Annotated in this window: 19 protein-coding genes; 9 read left to right on the top strand and 10 right to left on the bottom strand. The window is 74.2% G+C overall.

From position 1 onward, the window contains the following. Positions 1 to 100 precede the first annotated feature (100 nt). The 6 genes from RDV89_RS19845 to RDV89_RS19820 form a co-directional block, all read right to left on the bottom strand. The gene (locus RDV89_RS19845; RefSeq protein WP_315735994.1) at positions 101 to 1054 is read right to left on the bottom strand and encodes a DUF368 domain-containing protein; all 954 of its coding nucleotides are present in this window, start codon (positions 1052 to 1054) and stop codon (positions 101 to 103) included. Positions 1055 to 1074: 20 nt separating this feature from the next. Continuing rightward, positions 1075 to 1629: an orotate phosphoribosyltransferase gene (gene pyrE, locus RDV89_RS19840; RefSeq protein WP_315735992.1), complete on the bottom strand. Its 555-nt coding sequence runs from the start codon at positions 1627 to 1629 to the stop codon at positions 1075 to 1077. Between the two features lie 11 nt (positions 1630 to 1640). Beyond that, entirely contained in the window at positions 1641 to 2225 is a 585-nt protein-coding gene (thpR, locus tag RDV89_RS19835) for an RNA 2',3'-cyclic phosphodiesterase (protein ID WP_315735990.1), read from the bottom strand. A 12-nt stretch (positions 2226 to 2237) separates the two neighbouring features. Then, positions 2238 to 3116, bottom strand: a complete 879-nt coding sequence (locus tag RDV89_RS19830; RefSeq protein ID WP_315735988.1) for an endonuclease domain-containing protein — start codon at positions 3114 to 3116, stop codon at positions 2238 to 2240. A gap of 137 nt (positions 3117 to 3253) precedes the next feature. Beyond that, the gene (locus RDV89_RS19825; RefSeq protein ID WP_315735987.1) at positions 3254 to 4399 is read right to left on the bottom strand and encodes an acyl-CoA dehydrogenase family protein; all 1146 of its coding nucleotides are present in this window, start codon (positions 4397 to 4399) and stop codon (positions 3254 to 3256) included. A gap of 98 nt (positions 4400 to 4497) precedes the next feature. Then, positions 4498 to 5712, bottom strand: coding sequence for a serpin family protein (locus RDV89_RS19820; protein WP_315735985.1), 1215 nt, complete (start codon positions 5710 to 5712; stop codon positions 4498 to 4500). Positions 5713 to 5816: 104 nt separating this feature from the next. On the opposite strand from RDV89_RS19820, the gene glgX reads away from it, so the two are divergent. Beyond that, positions 5817 to 8015: a glycogen debranching protein GlgX gene (glgX, locus tag RDV89_RS19815; protein WP_315735982.1), complete on the top strand. Its 2199-nt coding sequence runs from the start codon at positions 5817 to 5819 to the stop codon at positions 8013 to 8015. A 90-nt stretch (positions 8016 to 8105) separates the two neighbouring features. Here glgX and RDV89_RS19810 read toward each other — a convergent pair whose 3' ends face one another. After that, a complete protein-coding gene (locus RDV89_RS19810; protein WP_315735980.1) occupies positions 8106 to 8888 on the bottom strand; it encodes a hypothetical protein in 783 nt (260 codons plus the stop codon). Positions 8889 to 8920: 32 nt separating this feature from the next. Beyond that, positions 8921 to 9673: a hypothetical protein gene (locus RDV89_RS19805; RefSeq protein WP_315735978.1), complete on the bottom strand. Its 753-nt coding sequence runs from the start codon at positions 9671 to 9673 to the stop codon at positions 8921 to 8923. 181 nt (positions 9674 to 9854) lie between these two features. Between RDV89_RS19805 and treY the strand changes: the two genes are divergently transcribed. From treY to RDV89_RS19785, 4 genes are all read left to right on the top strand, one after another. Continuing rightward, positions 9855 to 12239, top strand: a complete 2385-nt coding sequence (gene treY / locus RDV89_RS19800) for a malto-oligosyltrehalose synthase (RefSeq protein WP_315735976.1) — start codon at positions 9855 to 9857, stop codon at positions 12237 to 12239. Then, a complete protein-coding gene (gene treZ / locus RDV89_RS19795) occupies positions 12236 to 14014 on the top strand; it encodes a malto-oligosyltrehalose trehalohydrolase (protein ID WP_315735974.1) in 1779 nt (592 codons plus the stop codon). The genes treY and treZ overlap by 4 nt, the downstream gene beginning before the upstream one ends. Before the next feature lie 70 nt (positions 14015 to 14084). Beyond that, on the top strand, positions 14085 to 14537 hold the full coding sequence (locus RDV89_RS19790) for a hypothetical protein (protein ID WP_315735972.1): 453 nt from the start codon (positions 14085 to 14087) through the stop codon (positions 14535 to 14537). Continuing rightward, positions 14534 to 14866: a winged helix-turn-helix domain-containing protein gene (locus RDV89_RS19785; RefSeq protein ID WP_315735970.1), complete on the top strand. Its 333-nt coding sequence runs from the start codon at positions 14534 to 14536 to the stop codon at positions 14864 to 14866. The genes RDV89_RS19790 and RDV89_RS19785 overlap by 4 nt, the downstream gene beginning before the upstream one ends. Positions 14867 to 14896: 30 nt before the next feature. On the opposite strand, the gene RDV89_RS19780 is transcribed toward RDV89_RS19785, so the two are convergent. Both RDV89_RS19780 and RDV89_RS19775 read right to left on the bottom strand, forming a co-directional pair. Further along, positions 14897 to 15343 carry a nucleoside deaminase gene (locus tag RDV89_RS19780; RefSeq protein ID WP_315736109.1) on the bottom strand — a complete coding sequence of 149 codons (447 nt, stop codon included), beginning with the start codon at positions 15341 to 15343 and terminating at the stop codon, positions 14897 to 14899. Positions 15344 to 15399: 56 nt separating this feature from the next. After that, positions 15400 to 15882, bottom strand: coding sequence for a tRNA adenosine deaminase-associated protein (locus RDV89_RS19775; RefSeq protein WP_315735968.1), 483 nt, complete (start codon positions 15880 to 15882; stop codon positions 15400 to 15402). Positions 15883 to 16109: 227 nt separating this feature from the next. On the opposite strand from RDV89_RS19775, the gene RDV89_RS19770 reads away from it, so the two are divergent. From RDV89_RS19770 to RDV89_RS19755, 4 genes are read left to right on the top strand one after another with little or no spacing between them, the layout of a single operon-like run. Next, on the top strand, positions 16110 to 17084 hold the full coding sequence (locus RDV89_RS19770; RefSeq protein ID WP_315735966.1) for a Bug family tripartite tricarboxylate transporter substrate binding protein: 975 nt from the start codon (positions 16110 to 16112) through the stop codon (positions 17082 to 17084). Continuing rightward, a complete protein-coding gene (locus tag RDV89_RS19765; protein ID WP_315735964.1) occupies positions 17084 to 17722 on the top strand; it encodes a tripartite tricarboxylate transporter TctB family protein in 639 nt (212 codons plus the stop codon). Before RDV89_RS19770 ends, RDV89_RS19765 begins: the two co-directional genes overlap by 1 nt. Next, positions 17719 to 19233 (top strand): tripartite tricarboxylate transporter permease, encoded by a 1515-nt coding sequence (locus tag RDV89_RS19760; RefSeq protein WP_315735962.1) that lies wholly within the window; start codon positions 17719 to 17721, stop codon positions 19231 to 19233. The genes RDV89_RS19765 and RDV89_RS19760 overlap by 4 nt, the downstream gene beginning before the upstream one ends. Further along, on the top strand, positions 19196 to 20119 hold the full coding sequence (locus RDV89_RS19755) for a sugar kinase (RefSeq protein ID WP_315735961.1): 924 nt from the start codon (positions 19196 to 19198) through the stop codon (positions 20117 to 20119). The genes RDV89_RS19760 and RDV89_RS19755 overlap by 38 nt, the downstream gene beginning before the upstream one ends. Positions 20120 to 20123 lie beyond the last annotated feature (4 nt).

Genomic DNA, 20123 nt, shown 5'->3' with positions numbered 1-20123 from the left:
CGCTCGCGACCAGCGTCGAGACGCCGGGGAGATGGGTCAGGCCAGGCAGGGTGCCGGTCGTGATCACGCGGCGAGGATAGCCGGGCGTCCGCCCGGCGACTCAGTCCTCGCGCACCCCGCGACGCACGGCACGGGACTCCACCACGACCAGCGCCGTGACCACGAGGACGCCGAGGAGCGCCAGCAGCACCGGGCCGACGACCGGCCCCGTCGGGGCCAGCAGCGTCCCCGCGCCGTCGGCGTCGTCGGGCGCACCTCCGGAGGACTGCCAGGGCCACATCGCCCGCAGCGAGCCCAGCATCATCCCGGTCATCACGAGCAGCGCCGTGCGGCGGTGGCGCTGGAGCACGTGCACCAGGAGGGGGACGACGAGGGCGAGACCGGTCGCCGCGCCGGCGGCGAAGATCCCGAGGTAGCCCAGGTCGCGCTCGTCGACGGCCGTGAGGGTCGTCGCGTACAGCCCGACAGCGAGCAGGAAGAAGGAGCCCGAGAGCCCCGGTACGGCGAGCGCGCAGATCGCCACCGCCGCCGCGAGGAAGACCGCCCAGGCGGGCGGGTCGGTCACGGCCCGGTCGGAGGCCAGCCCCACGAGCAGGAAGGCCGCCGCGGCACCCCCGACCACGAGCACCGCGTCGACGACGGCGGACCGGGCGTTCCCGCGCGCCGGCATCATCCGCACGGGCACGACGACGCTTGCGGCGACCAGGCCGAGGAACAGGCCGCGGGCGTGCTCGGGCTGCTCCGTGACGAACCCCTCGACGAGCCCCGCGAGGAGCAGCACGGCGCCGACCATGCCCACCAGCACCGGCACGACCAGGGACCACTCGACCCGCCGCAGCTCGCCGGCCGCGGACGGGCGCTCCCTGCCCGGCACCACCCGCCGGACCGCCCGCAGCAGGTGGGAGGCCGAGGCCAGCAGCCGCTCGTAGACGCCCGTGACCAGGGCGACGGTGCCGCCCGAGATGCCCGGCACCAGCTCCGCCAGGCCGATCGCGAAGCCCCGCAGGACGTCGAGGGGGACGTGGGTCCAGGTGCGCGCGCGGGTCGTCGTCATCGGCGACGACCCTAGGGGCCTCAGATGTCGAGCTCGACCTTGCCCACCGCGTAGCGGTAGGGCACGCCCTCCGCCTCGACCCGCTCGTCGGCGCCGGTGTCGCGGTCCACGATCACCGCGACGCCCACGACCTCGGCGCCCTCGGCCCGCAGCGCGGCGACGGCCTCGAGCACCGAGCCGCCGGTCGTCGAGGTGTCGTCGACGGCCAGCACGCGGCGGCCGGCCACCGGCGGGCCCTCGACCAGCTTCTGCAGGCCGTGGACCTTCTGGGCCTTGCGCACGACGAACGCGTCGAGCATGCGCCCGTCGGCCGCGGCCTGGTGCAGCATCGCCGTGGCGACCGGGTCGGCACCCAGCGTCAGCCCGCCGACGGCGTCGTAGTCCCAGTCGGCCGTCAGCTCGAGCATCACGCGCCCGATCGCGGGGGCGGCCGCGGCGTCGAGCGTCACGCGGCGCATGTCGACGTAGTAGTCCGCCTTCTTGCCCGAGCTCAGCGTCACCTCGCCCCGCACGATCGCCTTCTCGTTGACCTGGGCGAGGACGGTCTGCTTGGCCGGGGAGTCGGGGGCGCTCATGGGCGCTGATCCTAGGGCGTGCGGGCCGGGCCGGCGCCCAGCGGCACGGTCGCGAGCACCTCGTGCCGCGGCCGCCGGCGCGCGCCCTCCCCCAGGTGCGAGGCGACGACGGCGACCTCGTCGACGCGCCAGGCGGGGCCGGCGTACGCGTCCAGCAGCCGCACCCAGTCGCTCAGCTGCACCGGTCGGCCGGAGCGGGCGACCGTGACGTGCGGGCGGAAGCGGCCGCCGTCCACCGCGGCGCCGGCCGTCGAGAGCGCCGAGCGGGCGCCGCGGGCCAGCGCCTCGAGCTCCCCGGCGCCCGCCGCGTCCACCTCGAGCCCGGCCCACAGCACCTTGCCGGCGTCCGCGTGCGGGAACGCCCCGCCGCCGGCGACGCGGAGGTCGAAGGCAGTACGCCGCGCCGCGGCCGCCGCGGTGCGCTCGACGACCTCGTCGAGCCGCCACTCGTCGACCTCGGCGGCGAAGGCGAGGGTCAGGTGGAGCTGCTCGACGCGCGACCAGCGTAGGGCGGCGGCGTGGCGGCGTACGTCCAGGAAGTCGTCGAGGTGGGCGAGGACGTCGGCGGGCGGCAGGACCGCGGTGAAGATGCGCATGTGCCGCCGACGCTACGCCGCCCGAGCGGCGCTGTCGCGCGCATATCGGGCCAGGGCCGCGCGGACCCAGTCCGGCTGGTGCATGACCTGCCACCAGGTGAAGCGGAGGACCGTCCACCCGCTGAGGGTGAGCACGGTGTAGCGCCAGCAGTCGGCCTGGAAGGCGGCCTTGCCGGTGTGGAACTCCCACGAGTCGGCCTCCAGCACGAGCGACCGGGACCGGTCGACGAGGTCGGGTCGCGCGACCTCCGGGTCCGCGGGCTCCAGCAGGCCCGGCGCCAGCGCGAGCTCGACCTGCGGCTCCACGGCCAGGCCCGCCTCGACGGCCAGCGCTCGCAGGCGCGACTCGAACGGGTTGGCCGCGCGCCCGCTCGCGAGGCCGATGGCTCGACGGGCCGCCGGCGCCCCCTTGCCCCGCAGTCGGGCCGCGTCGGCCCGGAGCGTGTCGTGGTCGTACCCGTGGCGCAGCGCCGAGTCGAGCACCGGGAGCGCGTCGTGCAGCGGCAGCCGGCGTGCGCAGTCGAGGACCGTGGTGCGTTCGGAGGTGACGAGACCCGTCCCCTCGTCCGGCTCGCCCCAGATGACGTGGGCGCGCGCTCGCGGGGCACGCTGGCCGGGCCCGACCTTCAACCAGGGACGTGTCGGCTGCAGCGCGACCTCCCAGCCGTGGGCGACCGCCGCGCTCAGCACCGCCACCTGCGCGCTGCACGCGGCGGCGACAGCCAGGGCGCGGTCGAGATCGGGCAGCCGGTAGAGGGTGCGGTGGGCCCGCACGATCGTGCCGGCGGCCAGGGCGGCGTCGATGTCGACGCGGCGGCAGGACCGCGCCAAGCGTTGCCGGGTGGCGATGCCTCCACAGGCGATGAGCACCTCGACGGGATCGGTGAGCACACCTGAGATGGTCCCGCGCCGGGTCACGCACCACGGACGCCCATCCACACCCCTGTGGACAGCACGGAAGTCGGAAAACCGCCCCGAAATCGCCCCGAGCGGGCCGATCGAGGCCGGTTCTCCGACTTCCGTGCGGCTCAGAGACCGAGCTCGCGGCCGATGAGCTCCTTCATGATCTCGTTGGAGCCGGCCCAGATCTTCGAGACGCGGGCGTCGCGCCAGGCGCGGGCGACGCGGTACTCGTTCATGAACCCGTAGCCGCCGTGCAGCTGGACGCAGTGGTCGAGGACCTCGTTCTGCGCCTGCGACGACCACCACTTGGCCTTGGCCGCGTCGACCGGGCTCAGCTCGCCCGCCGCGTGGGCCACGACGCACTTGTCGATGTACGCCTCGGCGACCTCGATCTGCGTGACCAGCTCGGCGAGGAGGAACTTGTTGTGCTGGAACTGCCCGACGGCCTGGCCGAACGCCTTGCGCTCCTTCGCGTACTCCAGCGTCTCCATCAGGATCTGCTTCGCGTGGGCGACGTTGGAGACCGCGCAGCCGAGGCGCTCCTGCGGCAGCTTCTGCATCATGTGGATGAAGCCGCCGTCGAGCTCGCCGACGATCTCCTCGTCGGTGACCCGGACGTTCTCGAAGAAGAGCTCGGCGGTGTCGGACTCGTCCTGGCCGACCTTGTCGAGCTTGCGGCCGCGGCTGAAGCCCTCCTTGGTCGCCTCGATCGCGAACAGGGTGATGCCGCGGGCGCCCTTCTCCGGGCTGGTGCGCACGGCCGTCAGCACGATGTCGGCGGAGTAGCCATTCGTGATGAACGTCTTGGAGCCGTTGATCACCCACTCGTCGCCGTCGCGCACGGCGGTGGTGCGCAGCGCGGCGAGGTCGGAGCCGCCGGACGGCTCCGTCATCCCGATCGCCAGCAGCAGCTCGCCCGCGGCGACCCGCGGCAGCCAGCGCTGCTTCTGCTCCTCCGAGCCGAGCGCCACGATGTAGGGCGCGGTGATGTCGGCGTGGATGCCCCAGCAGGACCCGAGCGCGGCGTTGACCTTGCTCAGCTCCTCGCCGATCACGGCGTTGAAGCGGTAGTCCTGCGCCCCGACGCCCCCGTACTCCTCCGGGATCTCCAGGCCGAGGAAGCCCTGCTTACCCGCCTCGAGCCAGAACTCGCGGGGGATCGCCTTGCTCTCGGCGTAGTCCTCGACGTCCGGGATGACCGAACGCTCCAGGAACTCGCGCACCGAGGCGCGGAAGGCCTCGTGGTCCTCGTCGTAGATCTCGCGCTTCACCCGGGTGACCCTACTCGCCGGTAATAGCCCTGCCAAGACGCCGTGACACCGAGAACGTCACAGTCCTGCTGTCGACGTCAGCCCGGGTCGGCGAACCGTCACTCCGACGGGTCCGCCACCCACCCGACGAAGACCGGGACGCCGTGCTCGACGTCGTGGACGCACCAGGCGAACGGGCGGTCCAGCACGACCTCCTCGCGCTCGACCCGCACGACGGCCCCGGCGAGGCGCATCATGACGGCGGTAGCCGCTGCGGCCTCCGTGCCCGCCTCGCCCACCGCCACCCAGCCCTCGTGCACGACCGCGGCGATCGCGAGCCGGTCCTCGGGCGTCATCGCGGAGAAGTCGGCGTCCTCGCCCGAGAAGGCGCTCGCCATGCCGAGGCGCGCGAGCGCGTCGCCGAGCTCCGCCTGGGTGCGCGCCTCCCAGCGCGGCATGGTCAGGTCGACCTCGCCGGCGACCTCGGCCCCTGCGTACGCCCGCCAGCCCCGCTCCCCCAGCCGCCTGCGCAGCGCCGCCTCCTCGCCCTCGGGCGGCAGCACCACGGTCATGGCGAGGCGACCGGTCGCGTACGGCAGCCGCACCACCCGCGCGCCGTCGACCTCGGCGTGGCCGCTGGCGGCCCCGACCGAGCGCATCATCGGCACCTCGACCTCGCGTCCCTCGGCGGTCGTGAAGCGTCCGGGGCGGGTGTGCGCCTCCTCGAACTGCGTGGCCCACGGCGCCTTGAGGTGCAACGCGTTGACGAGCACCAGCCGGGTGTCGGCGTCGACGGCGCCCGCCGGCACCAGCTCGGGGATCCGGTCGGCCGTGCGCTGCGCGACCCAGTGGTTGATCTCGCCGCGCGCCTGCTCCGGCGCCCCGCGGAAGTCGGCCGCGTGGGGCTCGACGGAGTACGCGGAGTCCAGCAGGTCGAGGAACGCCCGCTGCCACGGCAGGCCGGCCTGCGCGTACACCGCGTTGGCCGGCGAGAGCGCGACCTCGTCGTCCGTGCCGTCGGCGAGCACGACCGGGCCGGCGAGCCCGGCGAGGTGCGTCGTCACCGCGGCGAGGCCGGCGTGGATCCGCTCGGGCGGGAGGTCGCCCAGCACCCGGGCCATCTCGCGCTCGGTCCCGCCCGACGCGCCCGCCAGCGCCATGCCGAGGGCCGCGGCCACGGAGAACGGCGACAGGACCAGGTCACCGGCGTGATCGGCGTCGTCGGGGCCCGCCAGGTCGGCGAGCAGCCCGACCGTCAGGGCGTCGACGACGGCGGCCCCGTCGGAGAGCGCGGAGCGCGTCGGGGTCGGGGCGGACGGCGAGGTCTCGGTCACCCTGGCGATTGAAGCACGGGGGCTCGCTTCGTCCGCCTGGTTGGATCGTGCCAACGGGGGGAACCGGGAGCGGGACGAGTACGCACTGAGCCGAGGGAGCACGCATGGAGGTCTGGCCGGGAACGGCGTACCCGCTGGGGGCGACGTTCGACGGGAGCGGCACGAACTTCGCGCTGTTCAGCGAAGTGGCGGAGCGCGTCGAACTCTGCCTGTTCGAGCCGGGGGACGACGGCGGCTGGGTGGAGACCCGGGTCGAGGTGTCGGAGGTGGACGCGTACGTCTGGCACGCCTACCTGCCCGCGGTCCAGCCCGGGCAGCACTACGGCTACCGCGTGCACGGCCCGTGGGACCCGGCGAACGGCCTGCGGTGCAACCCGCACAAGCTCCTGATCGACCCGTACGCCAAGGCGACCGCGGGCGAGATCGGCGCCGACCCGGCGCTGTTCGCCTACGTATTCGGCGACGAGGAGACCCGCAACGACGACGACTCCGCGCCCCACACCGCGCACAGCGTCGTGATCAACCCGTACTTCGACTGGGAGGGCGACCGCCGCCCGCGCACGCCGTACGAGGAGAGCGTGATCTACGAGGCGCACGTCAAGGGCCTCACGCAGCTGCACCCCGACATCCCCGAGGAGATCCGCGGCACCTACGCGGCACTCGGCCACCCGGCGATCACCGAGCACCTCGCGAAGCTCGGCGTGACCGCCATCGAGCTGATGCCGGTGCACCAGTTCGTGCAGGACAGCACGCTGGTCGAGAAGGGCCTGCGCAACTACTGGGGCTACAACACCATCGGGTTCTTCGCGCCGCACTCGAGCTACGCGTCGGCCGGTCACTCCGGGCAGCAGGTCCAGGAGTTCAAGTCGATGGTCAAGGCCATGCACGAGGCGGGCATCGAGGTCATCCTCGACGTGGTCTACAACCACACCGCCGAGGGCAACCACCTCGGCCCCACGCTGAGCTTCAAGGGCATCGACAACCCCGCGTACTACCGCCTGGTCGAGGACGACCGGCGCTACTACATGGACTACACGGGCACGGGCAACACCCTCAACGTGCGCCACCCGCACTCGCTGCAGCTGATCATGGACTCGCTGCGCTACTGGGTCACCGAGATGCACGTGGACGGCTTCCGCTTCGACCTCGCCTCCACGCTGGCCCGCGAGTTCTACGACGTCGACCGGCTCGCCACCTTCTTCGAGCTCGTGCAGCAGGACCCGGTGGTCAGCCAGGTCAAGCTGATCGCCGAGCCCTGGGACGTCGGCCCCGGTGGCTACCAGGTCGGCGGCTTCCCGCCGCAGTGGACCGAGTGGAACGGCAAGTACAGGGACACCGTGCGCGACTTCTGGCGCGGCGAGCCGAGCCTGGGCGAGTTCGCCTCCCGGCTCGCGGGCTCCAGCGACCTGTACGAGCAGTCCGGCCGCCGCCCGTTCGCCTCGATCAACTTCGTCACCGCCCACGACGGCTTCACGCTGCGCGACCTCGTCTCCTACGACGAGAAGCACAACGACGCCAACGGCGAGGAGAACCGCGACGGCGAGAGTCACAACCGGTCCTGGAACCACGGGGTCGAGGGCCCGACCGACGACCCGGAGGTCCTCGGCGCCCGCGCCCGCACGCAGCGCAACGTGATCGCCACGCTGCTGCTGAGCCAGGGCGTGCCGATGCTCCTGCACGGCGACGAGCTGGGGCGCACGCAGGACGGCAACAACAACACGTACGCCCAGGACAACGAGCTGTCGTGGGTGCACTGGGACGACGCCGACCGGCCGCTGATCGAGTTCACGGCGGCGCTGGCGCGGCTGCGGCACGCGCACCCCACGTTCCGCCGCAAGCGGTTCTTCACCGGCGGCTCCGTGCGCACCCCGCTGCCCGGGGAGGAGGGCGACCGCCTCAACGACATCGTCTGGCTGCACCTCGACGGTCGGCCGATGGAGGACGAGGACTGGACGGGCGCCGACCCCGGCACGCCGGCCGCGCAGGCGCTCGGCATGTACCTCAACGGTCACGGCATCGCGGGGCGCGACGCCCGCGGACAGGTGATCAGCGACGACCACTTCCTGCTCTACTTCAACGCCGACGGCGACTGCGAGGTGCAGCTGCCGCCGGAGGAGTACGCCGAGGCGTGGGACGTCGTCGTCGACACGGCCGGGGTCCTCGCCGACGACCGTCCGCACGCGGCGGCGTCGCGCCTGCCGGTGGCCTCGCGCAGCGTCGTGGTGCTGCGCGAGCACCACGCCCCGGTCGAGGAGCCGGACCACTCGGTCGCGGCCAGCCTGGCGGCGATGAGCGACGACTGACGGCGCGGCCCCACGCGGCACCGCCCGCGAGCGGCGACGGCCGGTCCCTCCTCGGAGGGGCCGGCCGTCGCCGTCCTGGTGCGGGTGGGGTCAGCCGAGACCGAGCTCGGCCGGGTCGACGACCTCGTCGGCCGGCGGCTCCTCGACCTCCACCGGCTCGTCGAAGTCGCTGCCCGTCAGCTCGACGCCGGGGCCGCTGAAGCCGACGGCGTACGTCGGGTCGTCGACGAGCACCTGCACGACGACGTCGTCGCCGCCCGACGTGCCCAGGACCTCCAGTGCGTCGCCGGCATCGGTCTCGACGACCTCGCCCTTCTCCGCCGAGTCGAGCTCGCCGTCGGCGAACTCGTCCAGCAGCGCGTCGACGTCGCAGAACTCGACGAGGTCGTCGGTGGTCTCCCCGATCACCCAGCGGTCGGCCACCTGCGGGATGATCACCGCGGCCTCGGGGTCGCCGCCCGAGATGGCCTCGTAGAAGGCCGCGTCGGCGCGGACCCACTGCTGGCCGTCGACCGCGCGGACGTCCATCTGGCCGCCGAAGATGCCGACCGTGCCGGTGCAGCTGCCCTCCCGGTCGACCTGGACGTCCAGCTCGACCTCGCCGCCGTCCTCCTCGACGGTGCCCACGATCCGGAGCGACTCGGCGTCGTCCAGGGTCTCGAGACCGAGGTCGACGACCTCGGTCGCCTCGAGGTCGGCGAACGGCTCCTCGTCGGCGTCCTCGGTCTGCGAGGAGCCCGAGCCGCCATCACCGCCCTCGTCCCCGTCGTCGTCCCCGTCACCGCCGCAGCCGACGAGGACGGTCGTGGCGAGCGCTGCGGTGCCGATCAGCGCGGCGACGCGGCGCGGGCCGCGGCGGGTGGTGTGGCGCATGGTTGCTCTCCTCCGGTGGATGGCCCGGCCGGTCAGCCGAGGTCCTGCAGGTCGACCTGGTCGGCGGCGGCGGGAGCCTCGACCTCGAACTCCTCGTCGAACTCCGAGAAGGTCATCTCGCCCTCGTTCTCGCCCTCGCGGACGATGGCGACGACGTAGTGCGGCTCGTCGGCGCGGACGAAGGCAGAGCCGTCGCCCTCCTCGTCCTCGATGGAGACCTCGACGACGTCCTCGCCGTCGCGGGTCGTCTCCTCGGCCCCCGTGTACTCGGGCTCGTCGCCGTCGTCGTCCTCGCTGCCGAGCAGCGTCTTGACGTCGCACAGCTCCGCGAACGACCCCTCGGGGTCGACGACCCACCGGTCGCCGACGAGCTCCGCGACCTGCGCACCGGACGGGCCGCCCTGCTGGGTCCAGAAGGTCGCGTCGGGCTTCATCCAGTACTCGCCGTCGACGCCCAGCACCTCGACGGTCGCGCCGTCGACGGTCAGGGTGATCTCGCAGGCGTCCGCGCCGCCGAGGCGGCCGTCGATGGTGGTCTCGACCCCGTCCTGGGTGATCGTCCCGGTCAGCTGGACCGAGTCGGCACCGAGCGTCGCCCGCTCGGCCAGGTCCATGATCTCCTGCGGGTCGCGGTCGACCAGCGCGACCGAGTCCTCGCCACCGTCGCCGCCGTCGGCGCCGTCGCCGTCGTCGCCGCCGCAGGCCACCAGGCCCATGGCGAGCACTGCTGCAGTGCCCAGGGTCGTGAGCGTGCGGGCGTGGGCGGTCCGTGCGGTGATCCTCATCTGCTCCCTCTCGTCGGTCCGGACGGGCCGGTCGGCCCGCCTCGCCGTGGGGCCGTGTACCCGGCACACGCCGCCCCAACCCCGCTCGGCGCCACCGTCGTCCGAGCCGTCGGCGTGGCCCGACCTCCTACGCTGGCGGAGCGCCACCTCCGACTGCTCAGCCACCCGGAACGGGAGCCCCATGCCCAGCACCCCACCGCCCCCGTCGCGCGTGCCCGCCAGCACCTACCGGCTGCAGATCACGTCGACCTTCGACCTCGCTGCCGCCGCGCGCACGCTGCCCTACCTGCACGCGCTCGGCGCCGACTGGGTCTACCTGTCGCCGCTGCTCGAGGCCGAGCCCGGCAGCGACCACGGCTACGACGTGGTCGCCCACGACCGCGTCGACGCCTCGCGCGGCGGTCCCGCCGGCCTGTCCGCGCTCGTCGCCCGCGCCCGCTCGCTGGGCATGGGCGTGCTGGTCGACGTGGTGCCCAACCACGTGGGCGTGGCCACGCCGTCCGCCAACGCGTGGTGGTGGTCCCTGCTGGCGGCCGGGCGCACCTCTCCGTACGCCGACGCGTTCGACGTCGACTGGGACGCCGGCGGCGGGCGGGTCCGGATCCCCGTGGTCGGCGACGACGACCTGCTCGACGGCGACGTGGCCGGCGGCCGCATCGACCACCTGGCGGTCGTGGACGGCGAGCTGCGCTACCACGACCACCGCTTCCCCGTGGCTCCCGGCACGCTCGTCGCGAAGGGCGCCGGCTTCGACGCCCAGGCCACCCACGCCCGCCAGCACTACGAGCTGGTCGGCTGGCGCACCGCGGACGACCGCCTGAACTACCGACGCTTCTTCGCCGTCAACACCCTCGCCGCCGTGCGCGTCGAGGACCGCCGCTGGTTCGACGCCAGCCACGCGGAGATCCTGCGCTGGTTCGCCGAGGGCATGGTGGACGGCCTCCGCGTCGACCACCCGGACGGCCTGCGCGACCCGGCCGGCTACCTCGACGACCTCGCGGCGGCGACGGGCGGGGCGTACGTGCTGGTCGAGAAGATCCTCGAGCACGGCGAGGAGCTGCCCGAGGGCTGGGCGACCGCCGGCACCACCGGCTACGACGCGATGGCGCTCGTCGACCGCCTCTTCGTCGACCCGGCCGGCCAGGAGCCGCTCGACGTGCTCGAGACGTCGCTGCGCGGCGCCCCCGTCGACTGGACCGCCCTGGTGCACGAGCGCAAACGCGCGATCGCCGACGGGATCCTGGGCTCCGAGATCCGCCGCATCGGACGCGAGGTCGGCGACCTCGAGGGCGCGGGTCGCGACGCGGTCGTCGACGCCGTCGCCGAGCTGGCGGCCGCGATGAGCGTCTACCGCTCGTACCTGCCCGAGGGCCGCGAGCACCTCGACGAGGCGTTCGGCGCGGCCCGCGCCCGGCGCCCCGACCTCGCCGGGACGCTCGACGCGCTGGTGCCCGTGCTCACCGACCCCGCGCACCCAGCGGCGCTGCGCTTCCAGCAGACCTCCGGCATGGTGATGGCCAAGGGCGTCGAGGACACCTCGTTCTACCGCTGGTCGCGCCTGACCAGCCTCAACGAGGTCGGCGGCGACCCCTCCGTGTTCAGCGTCGCCCCCGCGGAGTTCCACGAGGCGATGGCGCACCGCCAGGAGCACTGGCCGCACGCCATGACGGCCTCGTCCACGCACGACACGAAGCGCGGCGAGGACGTGCGCGCCCGCATCTCGGTGCTCGCCGAGGTGCCCGAGGTGTGGGCCGGGGCGCTGCGCGAGCTGCTCGACCTCGTGCCGGTGCCCGACCCGGCCTTCGGCTCGCTGCTGTGGCAGGCGGTCGTGGGCGCGTGGCCCGGCAGCGCCGGGCCCGACCTGCGGCGCCGGCTCCACGCGTACGCCGAGAAGGCCATGCGCGAGGCCGGCGACCGGACCACGTGGACGGACCCCGACGCCGACTACGAGAAGGCGGTGCACGCGGTCGTGGACGCCGCCCTCGACGACCGCCGGGTGCGCCGCGTGCTCGCCACCCTGCTCGACGTCGTCGCCGACCCGGGCTGGAGCAACGCGCTCGGCGCGAAGCTGGTGACGCTGACGGTGCCGGGCGTCCCGGACGTCTACCAGGGCAGCGAGCTGTGGGAGCAGTCGCTCGTCGACCCCGACAACCGGCGGCCGGTCGACTTCGACCTGCGCGCCGAGGTGCTGCCCGCCCTGCTCGGCGGCGTGGCCCCGCCGCTGGTCGGCGGCGTCGGCGACTCGGGTGCGGTCAAGATGCGCGTGGTCGCCGAGGCGCTGCGGCTGCGCCGGGCGCGACCCGAGCTGTTCACCTCCTACACCCCCGTCGCCGCCGAGGGGTACGCCGCCCAGCACGTCGTCGCCTTCGACCGGGGCGGCGCCGTCACCGTCGCCACCCGGCTGCCCGTGGGCCTCGCCGGTCGCGGCGGGTGGGGCGACACCCGTCTGGCGCTGCCCGAGGGCACCTGGACCGACCGCGTCAGCGGGCGTCCCGTGACGTCCGCGAGGCTCGCCGACCTGCTCGCCGACCACCCCGTAGCACTGCTCGTCCGGGAGGACTCGTGACCTTCTCCGTGTGGGCCCCGCGGCCCCGCAACGTCCGCCTCGTCGTCTCCGGCGGCGACCACGAGGAGGTCGTCGACCTCGAGCGCGGCGCCGACGACTGGTGGCGCGTGCCGCCGGGCGCGCGCCGCGGCCTGCTCGCGGGCGACGTGGCCAGCTGGCCGGAGGGCGTGGCGTACGGCTACCTGGTCGACGACGACCCGACGCCGCGCCCCGACCCGCGCTCGCTGCGCCAGCCCGACGGGGTGCACGGCCTGTCGCGCACCTTCGACCCCGGCGCGTTCACCTGGACCGACCAGTCCTGGACGGGCCGCCAGCTCGCCGGGTCCGTGATCTACGAGCTCCACCTGGGCACGTTCACCACGGAGGGCACCCTGGACGCCGCGATCGGGCGTCTCGACCACCTCGTCTCCATCGGCGTCGACCTGGTCGAGCTGCTGCCGGTGAACTCGTTCAACGGCACCCACAACTGGGGCTACGACGGCGTCGGGTGGTTCGCGGTCAGCGAGACGTACGGCGGGCCGGCCGCCTACCAGCGGTTCGTCGACGCCTGCCACGCCGCCGGGCTCGGCGTCGTGCAGGACGTGGTCTACAACCACCTGGGCCCGTCGGGGAACTACCTCCCGCTCTTCGCGCCCTACCTGAAGTCGGGCCGCAACACGTGGGGCGACCTGCTCAACCTCGACGAGGACGGCTCGGAGCACGTGCGCCGCTACGTGCTGGACAACGTGGCCGGGTGGTTCCGCGACTTCCACGTCGACGGCCTGCGCCTCGACGCCGTGCACGCGCTGCACGACTCCTCGCCCACCCACGTGCTGGAGGAGATGGCGGTCGAGACCGCCGCGCTGTCCGCGCACCTGGGACGGCCGCTCACCCTCATCGCCGAGAGCGACCTCAACGACCCGGTGATGTTCACGCCGCGCGAGGCCGGCGGCTACGGCCTCGACGGGCAGTGGAGCGACGACTTCCACCACGCGGTGCACGTGGCGCTGACCGGTGAGACGTCCGGCTACTACGCGGACTTCGAGCCGCTCGCGGCCCTGCAGAAGGTGCTGACCCGCGGCTTCTTCCACGACGGCACCTTCAGCTCGTTCCGCGACCGCGACCACGGCCGGCCGATCGACGTCGCCACCACGCCGACGTGGCGGCTCGTCGTCTGCTCGCAGAACCACGACCAGATCGGCAACCGCGCGCGTGGCGACCGGCTCACGGAGCACCTCGGCGACGACCAGCTGGCGAGCGCCGCGCTCCTGACGCTCTGCTCCGGCTTCACGCCGATGCTCTTCCAGGGCGAGGAGTGGGCGGCCTCGACGCCGTTCCAGTTCTTCACGTCCCACCCCGAGCCCGAGCTCGGCACGGCGACCGCCGAGGGCCGGATCGCGGAGTTCGAGCGGATGGGCTGGGACCCGGCCGTCGTGCCGGACCCCCAGGACCCGGCGACGTTCGAGCGCTCGAAGCTGGACTGGTCGGAGGCGGAGGGCGGCCGGCACGCGGTGCTGCTCGAGGCGTACCGCTCGCTGGCCCGGCTGCGGCGGGCGTACCCCGACCTCACGGACCCGTCCTTCGGCGCGACGACCTGCGAGGTCGACGAGACGACCCGGGCGGTACGCGTGGGACGCGGCCGCCTGCGCCTCGTGCTGGCGCTCGGCGACGTGCCCGTCACCGAGCCGCGGCGCGGCTCGGAGGTCGTGTGGTCGACCCCCGGCGGTCACGAGCTCGACGGCGACGCGGTGGTCGTGCCCGCCGGCGGGGCGGTGGTGCTCGGCCCGGCCGGGTGAGCGAGGCGGCATCCGGCCCCCCTCAGGGAAATTACTTTCCGTACCGGCAAATAGTTGCTACGGTCGCCGCATGGACCCCGACGACGCCCGCCGCTCCCTCGAGCAGGCCACCTCCCTGTCCACGACGAGCACCTCGGCCGCCCGGTGGCTGGTGCCGTACTACGTGGCCCTCGGCCTCGGCTCGGTCGTCCTGGCGCTCGGCGTCGGGCTGACGGGCGACCCGGTGGTCGTCGTGGTCACGACGACGCTGTGGGTGGTGCTCGTCGTCGCGACGTCGGTGTACGCCGCCACCCGCCGCGCCACGGTGCGCGGCATGGCCGCGCTGCACGGCGTCACGATGGGCGCGTGGACCGCGGCCTGGTGCACCACTGTGCTCGTCGGGTCGCTCGCCGACCTCGGCTGGGCGTGGTGGGCGGGTGGCGGGCTCGCCATGCTGGCGATCTGCCTGGCCGCCGCCGCCTCCGCGCACCGCCGGGCCCGCCCCACGCCCGTCGCGGCCGGAGCTGCGGCGGGCGTGCGGTGAGCGACGCCGCCGACGCCGCGATCGAGGAGACCTTCCACACGCCGGCGCGCTTCGCCATCATGGCGAGCCTCGTCGACGTCGACCGCGCCGAGTTCGCGCTGGTGCGCGACGCGATCGGGGTCTCCGACTCGGTGCTGTCGAAGCACGCCTCGCACCTCGAACGGGCGGGCTTCGTGGAGGTCGTCAAGGGCTACGTCGGCAAGCGGCCACGCACGTGGTTCGCCCTGACCGACGACGGGCGCACGGCCTTCCGTCGCCACCTGGCGGCCCTGCGGCGGATCGCCGACGCCGCCGCGGACTACACCGCGGCCGGCCGCCGGGAGTCGTGACGCGGCCTCGGCACCACCTCGGCCCCGTCCTCAGTCCCGCCCGTCGCCGCGCTGAGCGGCGAAGAAGTCCGCCAGCAGGTCGCGCGCCTCGCCCGCCATCACGCCGGCGACCACCTCCGGACGGTGGTTGAGCCGACGGTCGCGCACGACGTCCCACAGGCTGCCGACCGCGCCGGCCTTGTCGTCGTACGCCCCGAAGACCACGCGGTCGACGCGCGACAGGACCGCCGCGCCCGCGCACATGGTGCAGGGCTCGAGGGTGACGACCAGGGTGCAGCCACCGAGGCGCCACTCGCCCCGCGCCCGGGCCGCGGCACGCAGGGCGACGACCTCGGCGTGGCCCGTCGGGTCCGCGTCCGCCTCACGCACGTTGCGGCCCGCGCCGAGCACACGGCCGGCGCCGTCCACGACGACCGCACCGATCGGGACGTCGCCGGTGGCGAGCGCGGAGCGCGCCTCGTCGAGGGCGGCGCGCATCGGCAGGCCCCAGCGGGCGCCCTGCGGGTGGACCATCGGAGCGGCGACGACCCCGGTCAGGCCGAGGTCAGGCCGACGGCGTCGTCGAAGAGCCGACCGAAACCGAGCTTGCGGGCGATCTCGGAGACCATCTCGTCGGGGTAGAGGTCCTCGTCGTCCAGGAGCAGACCGAGGTCCATGGCGTTCACGCCGAGGTCGGCCAGCAGGCCCAGGTCGCCGGCGGGCTCCTGCTCGTCGTCCTCGTCGGGCAGCGGGAGGTCGAGCTCCTCGAGCGCGGAGCGCGCGAGCTCCCACTCGTCGGCGGCGGTCGCGTCGGAGAGCAGGATCCGGGTGCTCGCCCCGGCCACGCGCAGCAGCACGAAGAAGTCCTCGTCGACCGCGACCACCCCGAGGGCACCGCCGTCCCCCGGGAAGCGGCGCAGCGCCGCAGCGAGCGTCTCGACCGAGTCGAGGACGTCGTCGACGATCTCGTGCAGCTGCCAGATGCCCTCCTCGCGGTACGCGACGATCGCGAAGTCGATGGCGTCACCGTCGGTCATAGCCCCGCCCCTTGCCTGCTCGCCGTTCCCGCGGCCCGCCGCCGGGCCCGAGCCTCAGCCTGACAGACCGGACGGGGGGCCCTCAAGGGCGTTCCGCGTTCGGAGACCGCGCGAGCAGCGCGTACCGAATTTCGCCGTTCTGCTTGTGGCGCCCGCCACACCTCGCCTAGCGTGTGCACCAGACGCAATCGTGTTGCACAATGCGCAACAGAACGAAAGAGACGCCGATGTCCCCACACCTCGTCCGCCGCAGCCTCGTCGCGGTCTCCGCCACCACCACCCTCGCGCTCGCCCTGGGCGCCTGCGCCTCCCGCGGCGGCGGGGGCGGCGACGACGGCGACTTCCCCTCGGGCACGATCACGTTCTTCACGCCGACCGCCGCCGGCGGCGCGACCGACCTGACGGCCCGCACGCTCGGTGCGGAGCTCGAGGACGAGCTGGGCGTCTCCGTGGTGGTCGAGAACCGGCCCGGCGCGGCCGGATCCGTCGGCATGGAGCACGTGGCGGGCCTCGACGCCGACGGCTACTCCATCGCCGTGTTCCCGGTCGAGGTCAGCATGCTGCAGTACCAGGGCTTCGACGTCGTCCCCGACGACTACGACTTCGTCGGCCAGGTCAACTCGCAGCCGGGCACGATCGCGGTGCCCGCGGACAGCCCGTACGAGACGCTGGCCGACCTCGTCGAGGCCGCCGAGAGCGACCCCGGGTCGGTCTCGGTCTCGACCGCCGGCGCGGGCTCGATCTGGGACGCGGGCGTCACGGCGCTCGCCCAGGCGACCGACGTCGAGCTGCAGGCGGTCCCCTTCGACGGCGGCGCGCCCGCCGTCACCGCCGCGATCGGCGGCCAGGTCGACGCCGTCGTCGCCGGCATCGGCGAGACGGCCCCCGCCCACGAGGACGGTCGCCTGCGCGTGCTCGCCGTCTTCACCGACGAGCCCGCCCCGGCGCTCGAGGACGTCCCCACCGCCACCTCCGAGGGCATCGACGTCGTGATCGGCAGCTGGGCCGTGATCGCGGCTCCCACCGGCCTGCCCGACGACGTCCGCGACGCGCTCGAGGAGGCGGTCGCGACCGCCGTCGAGGCGCCCGACTACGTCGAGCTCATCGAGAGCGGCGGCAACATCGTGACCTACCGCGACGCCGAGGAGTCGGCGGAGTTCGTGTCGCAGGAGAGCGACCGGTTCGCGGAGCTGTTCGGCTGATGGTCACCCCCGCCCCCTCCGACGTCGCGCCCCTCGGCCCGACCGACGGCGCGCCGGCCGCCTCCGCGGCGACCGGCGCGCGGGGACCGGTCGCCGCGGGCGCTGCCCCGGCCGCCGGGCCCGGTACGCCCGACACCCCCGACACCCCCGACACCCCCGACGCCGAGGCCACCGAGGCCGCCGAGGCGCCCGCTCCCTACCGACGCGTGCGCGACCTGCTGGTCGCCGCGGTCGTCGCCGCGCTCGGCGTCGCCGTCCTCGTCGGCGCGCAGGACCTCCCGGAGCCGGCCGCGTCCTCGGGCGGGATGGGTCCCGCGTGGTGGCCGACCCTGCTCGGCGGCTTCCTGCTCCTCGCCGCCGTCGGCATCGCCGTCGCGGGCGTCGTGCGCGTCGGCACCCCGGACGACCCGCCCGCGACCCGGGACGGCGTCCTGCAGCTCGGCGCGCTCGCAGTGCTGGTGGTGGCGTACGGCGCCGCCTGGCACTACTTCCACTTCGTGGCCGTCACCCTGGTGTTCACCTCCGCGCTGACCGCCGTGCTCGGCAGCCGCGGCTGGCGCGAGCTCGTGCTGTTCCCGATCGTGGTCGTGGCGCTCCTCTACGGCATCTTCGGCGTGCTCCTGCGGGTGCCGCTGTGAGCCCCGTGGCCGAGGGCCTCGGCGCCCTCGCGGACCCCACGATCGCCCTGTGCCTGCTGATCGGCGTGCTGCTCGGCACGCTCGTCGGCGCCGTGCCCGGCGTGACCGCGACCATGGCGGTCGCCCTGGCGGCGGGCTTCACGCTGACGCTCGACCCGCTGCCCGGCCTCGCCGTGCTGCTCGCCATCTACGTCGCCGCACAGTTCGGCGACCGGGTGCCCTCGATCCTCATCAACACGCCGGGCACCCCGGCCTCGATCGCCACCACCTTCGACGGCTACCCCATGGCCCGCGCCGGCCGCGCCGGCGTGGCGCTGACCGCGTCCGCCCTGGTCTCCGCCATCGGCGCCCTGGTCGGCATCCTCATCCTGGTGCTGCTCGCGCAGCCGCTCGCGTCGTTCGCGCTCGAGTTCGGCCCGGTCGAGATGTTCTGCCTGGTCGTCTTCGGCCTGACGATGATGATCGGCGTCTCCAGCGGCCGCCTGGTCAAGGGCCTCGCCGCCGGTGCGTTCGGCCTGCTGCTCGGCAGCATCGGGCGCGACCCGATCACCGGCGACCAGCGCTTCACCTTCGGCTTCGACGAGCTCGCCAGCGGCATCCCGTTCATCGCCGCGATCGTCGGTCTCTTCGGCATCGCCGAGGTCGCCAACCAGATGGTCTCCGCGCGTCGCGGGGCGCCGGCCGAGCCGATCACCCAGATGGGCCGCTGGTGGCCGGACCGCGCCGAGGCGCGCCGGCTCGCCCGCCCCACCGCCATCGGCTCCGCCGTCGGGTCGGTCGTGGGCGTCGTGCCCGCCGCCGGTGGCGACATCGCGGGCGTCATCGCCTGGGACCAGGCCCGTCGCACGTCGAAGCTCCCGGAGGAGTTCGGCAAGGGCTCCATCGAGGGCGTCGCCGCGCCCGACAGCGCCAGCACCGCCACGATGGGCGGGTCGCTGACGACCACGCTCGCCGTCGGCGTGCCGGGCGACTCCGTGATGGCCGTGATGCTCGGCTCGATGATCGTGTGGGGCCTGCAGCCCGGCCCGGCGCTGTTCGTCACGCGTCCGGACCTCGTCTACAGCCTCGCCGGGATCATGACGGCCGCGACGGTGCTGGCCCTCGCCCTGTCCCTGGTGCGGATGCGCGGCGTCGTCAAGCTGCTCGCCCTGCCGCAGCGCTACCTGGCCGTCGTCATCGTCACCTTCTGCATGGTCGGCACCTTCGCCGTGCAGAACAGCGTGTTCGACGTGGCCCTGATGTGGATCTTCGGCGGCATCGGCCTGCTCCTGCGACGGTTCGGCTTCCCGCCCGGCCCCCTCGTGCTCGGCCTGATCCTCGGCCCGCTCGCGGAGAGCAACCTGCGCCGGGCCCTGCTCATCGACGGCCCCGGCGCCTTCTTCTCCAGCCCCATCGGGATGACGCTGCTCGTGGTCAGCCTGCTGGCCGTCACGCTGCCCTCCCTCCGCAGCCTCGTGAAAGGACGTCGTCAGCGTGAGCTCGACGAGCGCACCCCTACCCCCGTCGGCTGACGCGCCGACCGTCGTCACCGTCGGCGAGACGATGGCGCTGGTCACGCCCACCACCTCGCAGCCGCTGCGGCTGGCCGAGCACTTCTCCGTCCGCGTCGGCGGCGCCGAGTCGACCGTCGCGCTGTACCTCGCCGGCCTCGGGCACCGCGCCGCGTGGGTCAGCGCCGTCGGGGACGACCCGCTCGGCGAGCGGATGGTCGACGAGATCGGCGGGCACGGCGTCGACGTGCGGTGGGTCGCGGTCGACCCCGAGGCGCCGACCGGCGTCTACTTCAAGGACCCCGGCGCCGAGGGCACCACCGTGCACTACTACCGGGCCGGCTCGGCCGCGTCGCGGATGGGCCCGGGGGTCCTCGACGGCGTCGACCTGTCGGGCGTACGCGTCGTGCACCTGACCGGCATCACGCCGGCGCTCTCGGCGTCCTGCGCCGACCTCGTCGACGCGGCGCTCGCCGCCGCCCGGCGCGCGGGCGCCCTGGTCTCGTTCGACGTCAACCACCGCCACCAGCTGTGGGCCCCCGGGGAGGCGGCCCGGGTCCTCGCCCGGCTCGCCGCCCGCTGCGACCTCGTGTTCGTCGGTCGCGACGAGGCCGAGGACCTGTGGGACGACGGCGACCCGCAGCGCCTGCACACGCGCCTGCAGATGAGCGGCACGCTCGTGGTCAAGGACGGCGCCCTGGGCGCGACGGCGTACGACGGGACCACCGCGGTCTTCGAGCCGTCGATCCCGGTCGAGGTCGTCGAGCCCGTCGGTGCCGGGGACGCGTTCACCGCCGGCTACCTCTCGGCGATGATCCACGGGCGGGACGTCGGCCGGCGTCTGCGCCAGGGCCACGAGACCGCGGCACGGGCCCTGAGCAGCACCCACGACTTCGTCCCGGCCTGAGCGG

Origin of the sequence: Nocardioides imazamoxiresistens (assembly GCF_032378595.1) — a bacterium.
Taxonomy (GTDB): Bacteria; Actinomycetota; Actinomycetes; order Propionibacteriales; family Nocardioidaceae; genus Nocardioides; species Nocardioides imazamoxiresistens.
The sequence above is the reverse complement of the archived record's forward strand: the minus strand, read 5'-3'. Positions and strand labels throughout refer to the sequence as shown.